This window comes from Sedimenticola hydrogenitrophicus, assembly GCF_029017505.1.
Lineage (GTDB): Bacteria > Pseudomonadota > Gammaproteobacteria > Chromatiales > Chromatiaceae > Sedimenticola > Sedimenticola hydrogenitrophicus_A.
In genome coordinates, this window is sequence record NZ_JAQGEI010000001.1 from 70,411 (window position 1) to 85,611 (window position 15,201).

Sequence of the window (15,201 nt, forward strand, 5' to 3'; positions counted from 1 at the left end):
GTACCGGCCCGCTGCTGTGGTCTGGCCGGGTCGGGTTCAGGGTCACCATCGATCAGGCCCCTGATTACTCCTGACTACCCCTGACTAATAGGGCAGCTGATTCAGCAGCAGCCAGTACATGCCCAGCTGGCCCACCGCCGCGACAAACTCGTTGAAGTCCACCGGCTTGCGCACATAACTGTTGGCGCCCAGGTTATAGCTGCTGACAAGATCCTCATCCTGTCTCGACGAGGTGAGAACGACCACGGGCAGCATTCGCGTCTGTTCGTTGTCCCTGATCCGGCGCAGCACTTCCAAGCCGTCAATCTTCGGCAGCTTGAGATCGAGCAGTACTACCGCGGGCAGGTCGCGGCTGTCCCGATCGGCATACTGACCCTGGGCGAAGAGGTAATCGAGGGCTTCAGCGCCGTCCCGGGCGACCACGATCGGATTGCTGATATTGCTCTTGCTGAAGGCTCTGAGGGCCAGGACCTCGTCATCGGCGTTGTCCTCTACCAGCAGTATCGGTTTACTGTGCATCATCCATCTCCTGTTATCGTCTCCGGGGGCTGCGGCAGCGTGAAATAAAAGACCGCGCCCCGGTCAACCTCCGCTTCGGCCCAGATCTGGCCGCCGTGACGGCGTATGATGCGCTGGACCGTTGCGAGACCGACCCCGGTACCGGGATAATCGCGCGCATCATGCAGGCGCTGAAAGGCGCCGAAAAGCCGGCCGGCATAGGTCATGTCGAAGCCGGCGCCGTTATCTTCAATGAAGTAGCTGGGACGACCGGCGGCATCGCGCAGGCCGAATTCGATCCGTGGCTGGCTGCGCTTGCCGGTGTATTTCCAGGCGTTGTTGAGCAGGTTCACCAGTGCCACCCGGATCAGCCTTGCGTCGCCGTAGCCGCTCATCCCGGCGGCGATCTGCACCTCCACTTCGCGCTGCGGGTCGCTTTCCCGCAGCTGCGCCACGATCTCCTCGGCCATGCCGCTGAGATCCAGCACCTCACGATCGAGCTGCGTCCGGCTGACGCGGGACAGGTTCAGCAGGTCGTCGATCAGTACCCCCATGCGCTGGGCCGCCAGGCGTACCCGGCTCAGGTAGTCCTGGCCGGTAACGTCCAGACTCGCCTGGTAGTCCTCGAGCAGGGCCTGGCTGAAGCCGTCGATGGAACGTAACGGCGCCCGCAGGTCGTGCGATACCGCGTAACTGAAGGCCTCCAGTTCCTTGTTGGCATTTTCCAGTTCGGCGGTGCGCTCGAGCACCCGCTGCTCGAGTTCGGCATTCAGGCGTCTGACCTCGTCGCTGGCCTCGATACGCTCGCCTATCTCCTCGGCCAGCCGGCGGTTGCTGGACTCCAGTGCCTTGGTGCGCCGGCCTATTTCCGACAGCAGGTCGTTGAAGGCCTCCACCAGATAGCCGATCTCGTCGTCGGTGGTGCCTTCGGCGCGCAGGCTGTAATCCCGCTGTTCGACCACCTTTCGTGCCAGTTCGCTCACCCGAAGTACCGGGCGTGTGATGCGTGTCTGGATCCACAGCGAGACCAGCATCGAGATCGCCAGCGCCAGCAGAGCCACGCCGAGGACGATGCCGATATCACGTAATAGCCGTTCGTTATAGGGAAAGTCCGCCAGCAGATAAACGGAGCCGAGTACCTCGTTCTCGAACTGGATAGGCTGGAACAGACCCAGTTGGCCTTCGACGCTACGAAAATCCGCCGTACCCGGCCGTTCGGGCAGCACCGCGGGCTCGATGTCCGCGGCGGCATAGTGGGTGAAGAGTGCGCCATCGGACCGGTAGATCGCAGCGGCCAGTATCTGCGGGCGCAGGTGCAGCAGCGCCAGTTGCTGACCGGCGACCCCGGGATCGTCGAACTGCAGCGCCGCCACACTGGCCTGGCCCATCAGGTCAGCCAGGGTGCGAAGATCCTGCTGAGTACGTTCACGAAAGTCCCCCAGGTCGTAGACGATGATGATGGATCCCGAAATCAACAGCGCCGTCACCGTCGTCAGTAGCACGCCCAGGGTCAGTTTGTGGCGGATCGAACGCAGTCCGAAATGCTGCTTCCCGGAGCGGCCTGTCACGCCGGGCGTCCTGTCCCGCGCCGGCGAGTCGTGCGCCGAATGCCCCTGATTCATACCGAGACGCCGCATCATGGCCGTGCCCTTCGTACCTGACGCGCGACCGCCAGCAACTGTGAGCTGATGCGCAACTGTTTGGCCTCGGCGGCAATCAGCGAGATATCGAAGCGGACCCGGTCGCCTTCGACAACAAAATTGACGCTACCGCCGGTTGCCAGTCCGTCGGGATCGTCGGTAACCAGCAGCACCGGCTGGTCCTGCAGGTGCTCGAGCACTGTATGTCGGGCGGCCCGGTCCCTGCCATCGACGTATAGCAGATGGACCCCCGCCGGGGTGATGTCGTTGCGGTAAAAACGCACCTGCAGCGGCCGCTGTTTGACGTTACGGCCGACGATCACCCGCTGCAGCTCCTTGGCGATGGTGATATCGCCGACGACCCCGATCACGATCGGATCGGCGGGCCCGGCAAAGGCCTCGTCGGGCCATTCGACGTAGAGGCTGAACTTGTAAAGAAAAGCGGCCTTGATGCGGTTCTCGGGCGTAATTTCCTGTGCGGCGGCGGGCACTGTCACCAGCCAGAGACTCAGCCAGAACAGTTTGATCATCAGTGCCGCCGGTCGTTTCGTCATCAAAACCTCAGCAGCAGTTCAAGATAAAGACTGCGTTCGACTTCGCTGCGCGACGTAGCCTCACCGAACTCGCCATGCGCTGAATCGAGCAAGTTCCAGGCCGACAGGGACAGCTCGGCATTGGGCGTGGGCTTCCAGCCCAGGCGCAGGTCCAGGGCCGTATAGGCGGGTACCTGTGGATCCGGCAGCTCGCCCACATGGCGCAGCGTCAGGTCGAACTCGTGGGCGGGGCCGAGATTCAGACTGGACCGCAAGAGCCACTGGTTCGACGGGTCGTTGCCCTGCGAGGTCTCGATACTGCCGGGTGCAAGATCGAGATCGTCCCGGCGCAGCAGGACGCCGGCGCTAAGGCGCCAGCGCTCGGTGGCCTGGAAATCGCCCCAGGCCTCGAGCCCGTAGATCTGCGCCTCGATACCGTTGCCGAGCACGAAGGTGCCATCACCGACCGGTTCGAGCGCACGCAGATCAGCGTAGTCATGATAGAACGCGGTCAGCGAGTAGTTGAACCGCCCTGAGCGGGAGCCGCGGTAACCAAGCTCGAGCGAATCCGCGGTCTCGGATTCGAAATCCGGACCACCGACCAGTGGCAGCGACGGCACGAAGACGAAGAAGTCGCGGTCCAGGCGCGACGGCGTGCGCACCGCCCGGGCCACCGAAGTCCAGAGCAGATCCTGCGGCGTGATACTCCAGGCCAGCCGGGCATTGGGCATAAATTCCAGGCCAGTATAGCTGTTGTGCTCCAACCGGCCGCCAAGCGTGAGCTGCAAGTTCGGCCGCAGGCTGATCTCGTCCTGCAGGAAGAGGTTGCTCCAGCGCAGGCGCTTCTTGGCCGGCAGAAAGGCCAGGAGCGCCGAGTTGGTCACATCGTCCCAGGCCGAACGATGGCCCAGACCCCAGACGATCGTCTGCCGCTCGCCCAACCTGAAATTGTGCTGCAGTTCGAGATCGAGGATATCCAGGGTCTCAGCGAATTGGCCGGGAATGTCGCGCTCGGTCCTGTCGTAGTAGGCCTGCAACTCCAGTGTCGCATCATCCCCGAGCTCATGCCGCCAGCGGCTCAGCAGGTTGAGGCCACGGATCTCGTCCCGATCTTCGGCCTGCCGGTTCAGCCGGCCCTCATAGGCATCTCCCTGCAGGGTCAGGCTGCCATTCAGCGGCGTATCGACGCGGAAACCGGCCTGACCCTTGTGCCAGCCGTCCCCGGCCTCGCCGCCGCTTTCCCGCTGCGACTCTTCGACCCGGAAACCCTTGCCGTAGACCCGATAATGGCCGCCGCTTTGCAGGGCGCCGCCATAGCGCAACGTCGCGCCCCGCTCGAGATTGCCGGCCCCCGCCGCCAGCAGGGTACCCTGGGTATCGGCGGCAGCGCGGGTGATCACATTGATCACGCCATTGACCGCATTGCTGCCCCAGATGGTGGTGTTGGGGCCGCTGATCACCTCGATACGCTCGACATCCTCGAGCAGCACATCCTGTGCATCCCAGAACACACCGGAAAACAGCGGTGTATAGGCGATGCGGCCATCGATCAGCACCTGCAGCTTGTTGGCGGTGGTGGCGTTGAAACCCCGGGCGCTGATCGCGTAGTTGGCGGCATCGACGCGGGCGACCAGCAGGTTCGGCGCCAGGCGCAGGACCTCGGGCAGGCTGGTAGCACCGCTGCGACGGATATCCTCGGCGGTGATGACGAATACCGATGCGGCGGCATCGGACAGGCTCTCGGGTTTTTTCGATACCGAGCTGATCGTCAGGTTGGCCAGATCCTCGAGGCTGAGTTCGATCAGCTCATCGCCGGCATAGGCATAGCTGGCGGCCCCGGCCTGCGGGGGCAGCAGCAGCGCTGCGGTCAACAGCAGGCTGAGGTAATGAACAAGCGGCCGTTTTGGGCGACCGTATGGCAATGCCGTATCCGCGCGGCTCTTCCGTGAAATCCTTGCCAGCATAACAAGCGTCCAGACATGGAGGGTATAGGCAGCATAAGAGAGCTTTTCCGCCGCCTGTTCGGGATCGTGACCGACACAGTCGGAAACGCCCTGAGTCGATCTAGAACTAAATGTATAGACGACCGGTGAGGAATTGCCAGCCTATTAATGGCCGGGATTACCGATTGCCAAATACTATAAAAAAAGTATGGTAAATAAATGGCTCGTCAGGTTGAAGGTTTTTTGATGGTGCGCCGCCCCTTAGAAAATAGTGGTCTGTCCGTTCGCATGCCCGCAGGTCCCGCATGCCCGTCAGGTCACGGGTTTCATCGCCTCGATATCTGCGGGGTTCCCGATCCGGACTAATATCGAGGTGTTATTCATCGTGACTGGCGTCGCTTCTCTACAGACGGGCGGCGTCAGCCGCGAGGCGGCCGGTCGCAGGAATGAAGTGGGGACAAGAGGTTCCTAAAGGTGCATCCATATGAATGACCCGAAAAAAAATATCTACCACGAGCATCTGGGAATGAGTGCCGAGGACCTGCAGCGCTCCCTGGCCAATCGTCTCGAGTACAGTGTCGGCAAGGACAGCCTCACCGCCAACCTGCGCGATTGGTACAACAGCCTGTCCTATGTGATGCGCGATCGCATGATCGAGCGCTGGATGTCCACCATGCGCAGCTATTATCACCAGGACACCAAGCGCGTGTATTACCTGTCACTGGAGTTCCTGATCGGCCGTACCCTCTACAACAGCATTCTCAATCTGTGCATCGAACCGGAAACCCGGGATGCCCTGTTGCAGTGCGGCCTGGATCTCGAGGAGATCCGTGAACAGGAGCCCGATGCCGCGCTGGGCAACGGTGGTCTGGGGCGGCTTGCCGCCTGCTTTCTCGATTCCATGGCCACCCTGGGGTTGCCAGGCTATGGCTACGGCATTCGCTATGAGTACGGCATGTTCACCCAGCGCATCGAGAACGGCTACCAGGTGGAGCATCCGGACAACTGGCTGCGCTACGGCAATCCCTGGGAGTTTTCCCGGCCCGAGGTGCTGTACCTGGTGCGTTTCTACGGCAAGGTGGTGGACTATGTGAACGAGGTCGGCAAACTGCGTCATCACTGGGTGGAGGGCGAGGTGGTCATGGGCATGGCCTATGACACCCCCATTCCCGGCTATGGCAGCAACACCGTCAACAATCTGCGCCTGTGGAGTGCGAAGTCGAGCCGGGAGTTCAACCTCAACTACTTCAACGAGGGCAACTACATCAAGGCGGTGGCCGACAAGAATGAATCGGAGAACCTGTCCCGGGTGCTGTATCCGAACGACACCACGGCCATGGGCCGCGAGTTGCGCCTGAAGCAGCAGTATTTCTTCGTCAGCGCCTCCCTGCAGGATATCCTCTACCGCTACCTCAAGCGCCACGAGGATTTCGCGCCGTTTCCCGACAAGGTGGCGATCCAGCTCAACGATACCCATCCCGCCATTGCCATTCCGGAACTCATGCGTCTGTTCATGGATGTGCATGACCTCGGCTGGGATGAGGCCTGGAATATCAGCAAGCGCACTTTCTCCTATACCAATCACACCATCATGTCCGAGGCGCTGGAAACCTGGCCGGTGGAGCTGATCGGCCAGCTGTTGCCGCGACACCTGCAGATCATCTATGAAATCAACCGGCGTTTCCTGGAGGATGTGCGACATCGCAATCCGGGCGATCTTGATCTGTTGCGGAGGGTGTCGCTCATCGATGAACGGGACGAGCGTCGCCTGCGCATGGCGCACCTGGCCATCGTCGGCAGCCATACGGTCAATGGCGTGGCCAAGCTGCACACGGAGATCATCCAGCAAACCATATTCGCCGATTTCCACCGGCTGCAGCCGGAACAGATCGTCAACGTCACCAACGGGGTTACCCAGCGGCGCTGGATGAACCAGGCGAACCCGTCGCTGTCGGCGTTGATCGGCAAACACATCGGCCACGGCTGGCTGAAGGATCTGCGTGAATTGCAGGGGCTGGAGCCATTGGCGGAGGATGCCGGCTTCCGCGCCGCCTTTCGCCAGGTCAAACAGCAAAACAAGACACGCCTTGCCGCCCTGATCCACCGGCATCTGCAGATCGCGGTGAACCCGGAGTCGCTGTTCGATGTGCAGGTCAAGCGCATCCATGAGTACAAGCGCCAGTTGCTGAACCTGCTGCATGTGGTCCATCTGTACGATCGCATGCGCACCGACCCCGATGCCGACTGGGTACCGCGCACTGTGATCCTGTCCGGCAAAGCGGCGCCCGGCTATGACATGGCCAAGCGCATTATCAAGTTGATCCATGATGTGGCGGATGTGATCAACAACGACCCCCATATCGGCGATCAGCTGCGGCTGGTGTTCATCCCGGATTATGATGTCAGCACCGCGGCGGACATCATCCCGGCGGCGGAACTTTCCCAACAGATCTCCATGGCGGGTACCGAGGCGTCCGGCACTGGCAATATGAAGCTGTCCCTCAATGGAGCCCTGACCATCGGTACTCTGGACGGGGCCAATGTGGAGATCCGCGAGGCGGTCGGTGAAGAGAATATGTTTATCTTCGGACTGGATTGCCGGCAGGCGGTACAGGTGCATGCGGAAGGCTATGACCCCAGGGCCTGGGTACAAGCCAGTCCGGCCCTGTCCAACGCCCTGAAGCAGATCTCCGAAGGCTTTTTCTCTCCGGAGGAGCTGGATCGGCATCGTCCCATTGTGGAGGATCTGCTGCGGACCGACCGCTATCTGCTATGCGCCGATTTCGAGCACTACCTGCAGACCCAGGAACAGGTATTGGAGCTATATCGTCAGCCCGAGGAGTGGACGCGGCGCGCCATCCTCAACGTGGCCCGCATGGGCTGTTTCTCCAGTGACCGCGCCATTCACGAATATGCCAAGCGCATCTGGGCGGTGAGTCCGGTGGTGCAGGGGGCCAGTGGGCCGTCTAACAGCGACAAGCCCGGGTGCGCTCGATAAATACGCAACCCGGGACACCCAACATTCGACTGGGTAAGCCGACTCCTGTGTGTTCATGACGCGGAATTGTTGGATTAATTGACAACGCGCGGTTGTTGGCATAATGTCCAACACATGAAAGCCGAACTGCTGTTCCGTAAGCGCGAGGGGCTGTTGGAGACAGCGTTCGTTGAAATCGTAATCTGGCGGGTGCGTGGCTCGGTGCGGGGTAGTCGCCACAGCTTCAAGTACAGCTTGGCTCTCGTATCGGAAGGGGCTTGTGTACTGCGCTATGACAACGAGGCGGGGAAAGGCGATCACAAGCATATGGCAGGCCGCGAAGTGCCGTATCGCTTTATCGACCTGGAGACACTGCAAGCAGACTTCTGGGCGGATGTAGAGTCGTGGAGGACAGCACAATGAAGACCGTTACGCTTGGCATTTCCTCGATCGAGGAAACGAAACGACAGATGGCCGCTGCATTCCGTGGTGAGCGGCAAGGAGAGTTTATATCCTTTGACTCGGTTGAGCTGCTATGGAAAGTGCTCACCGTGAAGCGGTGGGAAATTATCAGGGCAATGACCGGACAAGGAGGGATGACGATTCGCGAAATCGCCCGGCGTGTCGGGCGGGACGTAAAGGCCGTACATGGCGATGTGCAGGCGTTGCTTAATGCAGGTGTGCTTGATCGTACGGACACCGGACAGGTGATTTTTCCCTATGATGCGGTGCACGTGGATTTTACGGTGACCACGGCCGCATGAAGAACGCTCCGCCTCCCGGCGGCTGCTCCGCTATACCTGCCGCTGAGGCAGCTATAAAACCTCTTCATCCGCAGCTTTAATAAACAGTATCCGATCATGGCTGAGCCTGAAAGTTATCAGGCAAAATAATATGCTTTAATAGCAAAAATAAGGTATTAGAGATATAAAAATATCCTTAATAAATATTTACACCATTCGTCCGTTTAATGTACTAATATAGGTAAATAATTACTCTTAACCGGTATAAATAGCTATTTATAGGTAAATATATGCCTGTTAAAAACCTGTATTCCATGAGCGACGAGGCCATTGCCGCCGAGCTGGGCGGGCGCATCGAGCAGCTGCGGCTGGAGGCGGATATCACCCAGGAAAGTATTGCCGAGGAGCTGGGGATCACCACCAAGACCTACCGCGCCGTGATCAAGGGGAGGGGCAAGTTTGCCACCCTGATCGGCATCCTGCGGGTGCTCGGGCAGCTGGAGCTGGTGAATCGCTTTATCCCGGAGACTCCGTTCAGCCCCATGGCCCTGCTGGAATTGCAGGGGCGCCAGCGCCAGCGCGCATCCGGGGCCGGTGGGCGCAAAAAGGATCCGCACGCTGAGGAGGATCTCGGATGGTAACGCACCAGGTCGCCCGGGTGATGCTGTGGGGCGAACTCGTGGGCGCCCTGGCCTATAACGAGGAGACCGGCTTCAGCGCCTTTGAATACGCCCCCGGCTGGCTCCGCAAAGGGGTCGAGATTTCGCCCATCCGACTGCCCCTCGGGCGGCGCAAGTACCTGTTCAGCGAGCTCCCCTATGCCACCTACCGCGGCCTGCCGGCCGCCTTCGCCGATACCCTGCCAGACGATTTCGGCAATGCGGTGATCGATGCCTGGCTGGCGAAGCGGGGGCGCGACCCCGGCTCGTTCTCCCCGGTGGAGCGCCTGCTCTACACCGGGCGCCGCGGGATGGGGGCGCTGGAGTATCACCCGGAGTTCGACCAGGCGCTGACCCGGACCGCCCCGCTGCGGGTCGATGCCCTGGTGGCGATGGCCCAGCAGGTGATCGACGGCCGCGCCGCCCTGCAGGTGGCGATAGACCGGGAGCAGCGCGGCGATGGCCTGGAGTCGCTGTTTCAGGTGGGCACCTCCGCCGGCGGGGCGCGCGCCAAGGCGGTGGTCGCCGTCAACCGGGAGCGTACCGAACTGCGTAGCGGCCAGGTGGACTGCCCCGAAGGCTTTGAGCATTTTATCCTCAAATTCGATGGCGTGGTGGACAGCAACCGTACCCATCAGACCTTCGGTGACCCGCAGGGGTATGGCCGCATGGAGTACGCCTATTACCTGATGGCCCGGGACGCGGGCATCCATATCTCCCATTGCGAACTGCTGGAAGAGGGGGAACGGGCCCATTTCATGACCCGGCGCTTCGACCGGATCGGCAACGAGAAGCTCCATTTCCAGTCGCTCTGCGCCATGGATCACGCGGACTATAAAAAGCCCGGGCACTACAGTTATGAGCAGCTGTTCGGCCTGATGCGCCGCCTGCGCCTGGACCGTCGTTCGGCGCTCGAGATGTACCGGCGCATGGTGTTCAATATCGTCGCCCGCAACCAGGATGACCACCCGAAGAATGTCGGTTTCACCCGCCGCCAGGGGGGCGACTGGCGGTTGGCTCCGGCGTTTGACCTGGCTTACAGCTTCCGAGCCGATTCGCCCTGGGTGGCCACCCACCAGATGACCCTGAACGGCAAGCGGGATCAGTTTGTCCTGGAGGACCTGCTGGCGCCCGCCGCCACCTTTGCCCGGGAGGCCCGGGAAATTATTGAAACGGTCCGGGAGGTGGTCTCCCGCTGGCCGGATTACGCGGCGCAAGCGGGCGTGCCGGAGCCCTTCGCGGCGGTCATCGGCAAGCATCACCGCCTGGTTTTTTCCTGATGCGCCGGTTGGAGTGGGGAAAAGACCATCCCATCATCCGGCAAAGCTACGCTACTATGAATGGAATCAGCAGGCGGCGGAGCGCCTGAAATTCCTGTTGGATTGAACCGGCATTAATCGAGGAGTCCGTGATGACCGAGCCTTTTATCGCCCAGGACAACAAACCCCGCTGCCGATGGTGTAGCGCCGCGCCGGAGTTTCTGGATTACCATGACCACGAATGGGGCTACCCGGTGGATGATGACCGGCGCCTGTTTGAAAAGCTCTGCCTGGAAGGCTTCCAGTCGGGCCTCAGCTGGCGCACCATCCTGGCCAAGCGGGAAAACTTCCGCACGGCCTTCCACCAGTTTGATTTCAACAAGGTGGCCCGCTTCACCGAGCGCGATGTGGATCGCCTGCTGCAGGATGCGGGTATCGTGCGGCATCGTGGCAAGATCGAGGCGGTGATCAATAATGCGCAACGTGCCCAGGAGCTGGTAAGGCAGGAGGGGTCCCTGGCCGCCTTTTTCTGGCGTTATGAACCCCGGGCCGACAACCTGGCGGCGCCGCAAACCGCATCGACGTCGGATGAATCGGTCGCGCTGTCCAAGGCGTTGAAAAAGATGGGCTGGAAGTTTGTCGGCCCGACCACCGTATACGCCTTTATGCAGGCCATGGGATTGATCAACGATCATGTCGGGACCTGCGTTATCCGAGATAAAGTGGAACGTGCGCGCGAGCGTTTTACACGACCCTGACCCGTAAACCGGCGAATCATTACAACGCCCACGCCGATGCGCCTTCAGGTCACGGGTTTCACCGCCTCGATATTGGCCGATGCCACGTAATCACCCACCGACGACCCCGGCGCCCAGTCGCGGATGAAGCGCTTGCTCTCGTCCTTCGGCGTGATGCGAATCTGCTCAAAGCCACTCTCGCGCAGCATCGCTTCCACTTCCGCCACCCGTGAGGCGCCGGCCACGCAACCGGTGTAGAGCGCCAGATCCTGGCGCATCGCCTCCGGCAATTCGGCCAGCGCCAGCACGTCGGCGATGGCCAGCCGGCCGCCCGGTTTCAGTACCCGGTAGGCCTCCGCGAACACCCGGGGTTTATCCGGGGAGAGATTGATCACGCAGTTGGAGATGATGACATCCACCGTGGCGTCGGCCAGCGGCAGATGCTCGATCTCTCCGAGGCGGAACTCGGTGTTGCGATAGCCGCCTTGCGCGGCATTTTGCCGCGCCCGGGAGACCATATCCGGGGTCATGTCGACGCCGATCACCCGGCCGCTATCCCCCACCTGGCGCGCCGCGAGGAAACAGTCGAAACCACCCCCACTGCCCAGGTCGAGCACCACTTCGCCCGGTTTGAGCGCGGCGATGGCCTGCGGGTTTCCGCAACCCAGCCCCAGGTTGGAGCCCGCGGGGACACCGCCGGTCTCGTTGGCGCTGTAGCCAAGCCCTTGCGACAGGCTCGCTACGCTGGTTGTCGGCGCACCGCAGCAGGCGCTGCCACAGCCGCTGCCCTCGCCGTTGGCCACGCGGCCGTACTGCTGTCGTACCGCCTGGCGAATTTCGTCATGCTTCAGGTTGTCCATGGGTTTCTCCCGTTGTTGGATGTGCGGCGGTTGCCGCGTTCTACCCTATAGACGGAGAAAGCCGGAAAAAGACGCAAGCGCTTTTCAGTCGCAGGGCTTTTTACAGAACCTGTCGTTGCCGTCACGCGGTGAATAGCCGACGATCCGGCCGCGCTCGCACTCGATGTCGCAACAGGCCAGCAGTTGCGCCCGCAATCTCTCCCGGCCCCTCTGGATTCTGGATTTTGCCCCGGAGAGGGAGAGGCCGAGGCGCACGGCCACCTCCTTTTGCGGCAACCCCTCCAGTTCGGAAAGGAGCAGTGCCGTGCGGTAGGTTTCGGGCAGCGTGGCGATCAGCGGGCGCAGGCAATCCGCCAGCTCCGCGCCATAATTCCGTTCGCCCTCGGGGGCCGCCAGGTCTGCCAGCAGTTCGGAAGTGGGCGATTGCGTCCGGTAATGGTCAGCAATGGTGTTTGCCGTGATGCGGTAGAGCCATGAGGTGATTTTGCCTTTTGATTTCAGCCTGTGCAGGCTCAGGTGGGCCTTGAGATAGACATCCTGGAGAATATCGTCGATGGCATCCCGCTCCCGGACGCGCCGGGCGACATAGCCGCGCAGCCGCTCTTTGTGTTGTTGCCAGAAGTCGTTCATGGGTGACCTGATCCGCGAGTTGGTTGAACCGCATCGGTGATTATGAATCGATTTACAGCCCCGATGCAGCTATTACTGCTAACATTATTACTTGTAGGGGATTGATTTGGAGGTGATACGACATGACACGCAGTGGAATATTGAATCCCATCAATACAACCCTGATTATGGGCTCCCTATTGTTTGCAACCCTGCCCTTGGCCAGCGAAGAGATGCATATGGAGAAACGGGGTGAGCACAGCATGGGAACCGAGGCCGGGCACATGGAAGGCCGCAAGGAGCATACGGAACATATGGCGCGTCACGGGCACAAATCCTGGGTGACCCCTCCCCACGCCTACGCCGACAAGCGAAACCCCGACTGGGATGACCCACAGGCGGTGGTCAGGGGCATGGGGGTATTCGCCCAGCAGTGTGCCCAGTGCCACGGTGTATCCGGTATCGGCGACGGGCCGCTGGCGCGTGGTCTGGTCCACCGGCCGGCTGACCTCAGTAAGCATTTTCATGCCAAGGACGGCATCAGTGACGCCTATCTCTTCTGGCGCGTGAGTAAGGGGGGGACGGTGGAACCGTTCAAATCGGCTAATTCGGCAATGCCCGCATTTGACCAGCTGCTGAACGAGCGGCAGCGTTGGGACGTGCTGACCTATGTCCACCAGCAGATCCACAAGGGCTTTGTTCTGACCGTGGAAAATACCAGGTAAATAACCCGGCGTGCGGCTCACATGCCAGGGTAAATCAACTATTCCCACTTGAAACTGCGCGCGCCGATGGTCATGAACAGCACGCTCATGGCCAGCATGATCAACAGGCGCGGGGCGATATCCCACAGCCCGGCGCCGTCGATCATGATCGCGCGGGCCGCCTCGATCATGTGGGTCAGCGGGAATATCTGCGCTGCTTGGCGGATAATCTCCGGCGAGCCCTCCAACGAAAACCAGACCCCGGAGAGCAGCATCATCGGCCAGCTGATCATGTTCAGCAGGCCGTTGGCGGTTTCCTCGCTGGAGAGGCGCGCGGCAATGATCAGGCTCAGGCAGATCATGCTGAAGGTGCCGATGACCAGCACCAGGAACAGGGTCAGATAGGAGCCGTACATGCGGAAACCCACCAACAGGTTGGTACCGGTATAGACCAGGGTGGTGACGGCGACGATCAGCCACAGCCGCGACACCACCTGGGCGGAGAGGAACTCGAAGGCGGTGAGGGGGGTCGCCTTGAGCCGTTTCAGGACGCCGTTTTTACGATAGCGCACGATCACGTAGCCGACGCCGAACAGGGCGCTGAACATGATGTTCATCCCCAGTACACCGGGAATCAGCCAGTCCACGTAGCGGATCGCCTCGCCGCTGACGGTCTGTTTGTGAAAGCGGTTCTCGCCCCCCGCCAGCAGTTGCTCCAGCAGATAACCGTTGGCCGACTGATCGTTGATCCAGTAGCTGCCGCTGGCGGTCTCCAGCAGCATGTCCAACTGGTGCCGCTCCACCTTGGGGATGGCGGACGCGATGCTCTCCACCGGGATGAACTGGATGTGCTTGAGATGCAGAAAGCGCTCGATGCCGGGCACCTGCTGCGGCTGGCCGAACAGCCCCACCTTGAATAGTGTCTGCCCCCCGGTGGAGAAGGCGAAGGCAAAGCCGAACACGATCAGCACCGGCAACACGATATTCCAGGAGAGGGCGCTGCGGTCGCGCAGGAACTCCAGGTTGCGGGCCGAAAGCACGGCCAGGAAGCGACGGAATCCCACGGTTCAGCTCCTCAGCTCGCGGCCGGTCAGTTCCAGAAACAGATCCTCCAGGGTGCGGGAGCGGATCTGCAGGTGGGTCAACGGCACCTCCCGGGCGATCAGCAGCTCGATGGAGGCGGTGATATTGTCACTCAGGATCTCCACCTGGCCATTTGCCCGGTGCAGCCGCATCCGGCTGTCGCTGTCGAGTGATTCCGGTACCTCGCCGGCCGGCAGGCAGATCACCGAGTGGTCGAAATGTTCTTTCAGCAGCGCCCGGGGCGAACCCTGGGCAATGATCTTGCCGTGGTCCATGATGATGATCTCGTCACACAGCTCATACGCCTCCTCCATGTAATGGGTGGTGAGGATCAGGGTCTTCTGCTCCCGTTTGATGTCGTTCACCAGCTGCCAGAAGTTGCGCCGCGCCTGGGGATCGAGGCCGGTGGTAGGCTCGTCGAGAAAGACGATCTGCGGGTCATTGATCAGGGCGATGGCCAGCAGCAGTCGCTGACGCTGGCCCCCGGAGAGTCGGCGCACGTCGCGGTCGAGGAATTCGCCCAGGGCGCAGCGCTCGATCAGCTCATCGATCGGGCGGGTGCGCGGGTAGAAGCGGCTGAACAGCTCCAGGATCTCGCCGACCCGGATAAACTCCTGCAGCGCGGTCTCCTGAAACATGATGCCGGCCTCGGTCCGGAACGCCACGCCGGTCGGCTCTCCCTTGTAGCGGATATCCCCCCGGGTCGGGGTGATGATCCCCTCCAGCATCTCCACCGTGGTGGTCTTGCCGGCGCCGTTGGGACCGAGCAGACCGAAGCAGCTGCCGCGCTCGATGGAGAAGCTGACGCCATTGACCGCCTGCACGCCATTGAAGTGTTTGACCAGATTGTCGACCTGCAGGATGCTGCTCATGAAATATCCGCCCTGATTGATCGGTCATTGTAAGCGATTTGACGGCGGCGTGGGATCCTCCGTCGGCGCAGTCGTCGATGGCCT

15 protein-coding genes are annotated in these 15,201 nt (G+C 61.3%); 7 read left to right on the forward strand and 8 right to left on the reverse strand.

What is annotated here, in order from left to right:
- Positions 1–84 precede the first annotated feature (84 nt).
- Genes O9K64_RS00280 through O9K64_RS00295 form a run of 4 tightly spaced genes read right to left on the reverse strand, consistent with a single transcriptional unit; the run spans position 85 to position 4,593 of the window.
- Positions 85–522, reverse strand: a complete 438-nt coding sequence (locus O9K64_RS00280; RefSeq protein WP_275096064.1) for a response regulator — start codon at positions 520–522, stop codon at positions 85–87.
- A complete protein-coding gene (locus O9K64_RS00285; protein WP_275096065.1) occupies positions 519–2,138 on the reverse strand; it encodes a sensor histidine kinase in 1,620 nt (539 codons plus the stop codon). Before O9K64_RS00285 ends, O9K64_RS00280 begins: the two co-directional genes overlap by 4 nt.
- The gene (locus O9K64_RS00290) at positions 2,135–2,692 is read right to left on the reverse strand and encodes a YfiR family protein (protein WP_275096066.1); all 558 of its coding nucleotides are present in this window, start codon (positions 2,690–2,692) and stop codon (positions 2,135–2,137) included. The genes O9K64_RS00285 and O9K64_RS00290 overlap by 4 nt, the downstream gene beginning before the upstream one ends.
- Positions 2,692–4,593, reverse strand: coding sequence for a TonB-dependent receptor plug domain-containing protein (locus O9K64_RS00295; RefSeq protein ID WP_275096067.1), 1,902 nt, complete (start codon positions 4,591–4,593; stop codon positions 2,692–2,694). Before O9K64_RS00295 ends, O9K64_RS00290 begins: the two co-directional genes overlap by 1 nt.
- Before the next feature lie 505 nt (positions 4,594–5,098).
- Here O9K64_RS00295 and O9K64_RS00300 point away from each other — a divergent pair.
- The 6 genes from O9K64_RS00300 to O9K64_RS00325 all read left to right on the forward strand — a co-directional run bounded on the left by O9K64_RS00300 (position 5,099) and on the right by O9K64_RS00325 (position 11,010).
- Complete coding sequence (locus O9K64_RS00300) at positions 5,099–7,612, forward strand: glycogen/starch/alpha-glucan phosphorylase (protein WP_275096068.1); 2,514 nt, start codon at positions 5,099–5,101, stop codon at positions 7,610–7,612.
- A gap of 114 nt (positions 7,613–7,726) precedes the next feature.
- Positions 7,727–8,014 (forward strand): toxin-antitoxin system TumE family protein, encoded by a 288-nt coding sequence (locus O9K64_RS00305; RefSeq protein ID WP_275096069.1) that lies wholly within the window; start codon positions 7,727–7,729, stop codon positions 8,012–8,014.
- Complete coding sequence (locus O9K64_RS00310) at positions 8,011–8,355, forward strand: winged helix-turn-helix transcriptional regulator (RefSeq protein ID WP_275096070.1); 345 nt, start codon at positions 8,011–8,013, stop codon at positions 8,353–8,355. Before O9K64_RS00305 ends, O9K64_RS00310 begins: the two co-directional genes overlap by 4 nt.
- Before the next feature lie 269 nt (positions 8,356–8,624).
- Positions 8,625–8,975, forward strand: a complete 351-nt coding sequence (locus tag O9K64_RS00315; protein ID WP_275096071.1) for a helix-turn-helix transcriptional regulator — start codon at positions 8,625–8,627, stop codon at positions 8,973–8,975.
- Complete coding sequence (locus tag O9K64_RS00320) at positions 8,969–10,273, forward strand: type II toxin-antitoxin system HipA family toxin (RefSeq protein ID WP_275096072.1); 1,305 nt, start codon at positions 8,969–8,971, stop codon at positions 10,271–10,273. Before O9K64_RS00315 ends, O9K64_RS00320 begins: the two co-directional genes overlap by 7 nt.
- A gap of 131 nt (positions 10,274–10,404) precedes the next feature.
- Complete coding sequence (locus O9K64_RS00325) at positions 10,405–11,010, forward strand: DNA-3-methyladenine glycosylase I (protein ID WP_275096073.1); 606 nt, start codon at positions 10,405–10,407, stop codon at positions 11,008–11,010.
- 44 nt (positions 11,011–11,054) lie between these two features.
- Here O9K64_RS00325 and O9K64_RS00330 read toward each other — a convergent pair whose 3' ends face one another.
- A complete protein-coding gene (locus O9K64_RS00330; RefSeq protein WP_275096074.1) occupies positions 11,055–11,849 on the reverse strand; it encodes an arsenite methyltransferase in 795 nt (264 codons plus the stop codon).
- Positions 11,850–11,933: 84 nt separating this feature from the next.
- Positions 11,934–12,479: an RNA polymerase sigma factor SigZ gene (gene sigZ, locus O9K64_RS00335; protein ID WP_275096075.1), complete on the reverse strand. Its 546-nt coding sequence runs from the start codon at positions 12,477–12,479 to the stop codon at positions 11,934–11,936.
- A gap of 122 nt (positions 12,480–12,601) precedes the next feature.
- On the opposite strand from sigZ, the gene O9K64_RS00340 reads away from it, so the two are divergent.
- Positions 12,602–13,183: a c-type cytochrome gene (locus O9K64_RS00340; protein WP_275096076.1), complete on the forward strand. Its 582-nt coding sequence runs from the start codon at positions 12,602–12,604 to the stop codon at positions 13,181–13,183.
- A 38-nt stretch (positions 13,184–13,221) separates the two neighbouring features.
- Here the strand turns inward: O9K64_RS00340 and O9K64_RS00345 are convergent, their stop codons facing one another.
- Positions 13,222–14,226 (reverse strand): ABC transporter permease, encoded by a 1,005-nt coding sequence (locus tag O9K64_RS00345; protein WP_275096077.1) that lies wholly within the window; start codon positions 14,224–14,226, stop codon positions 13,222–13,224.
- A gap of 3 nt (positions 14,227–14,229) precedes the next feature.
- Entirely contained in the window at positions 14,230–15,117 is an 888-nt protein-coding gene (locus O9K64_RS00350; protein ID WP_275096078.1) for an ABC transporter ATP-binding protein, read from the reverse strand.
- Positions 15,118–15,201 lie beyond the last annotated feature (84 nt).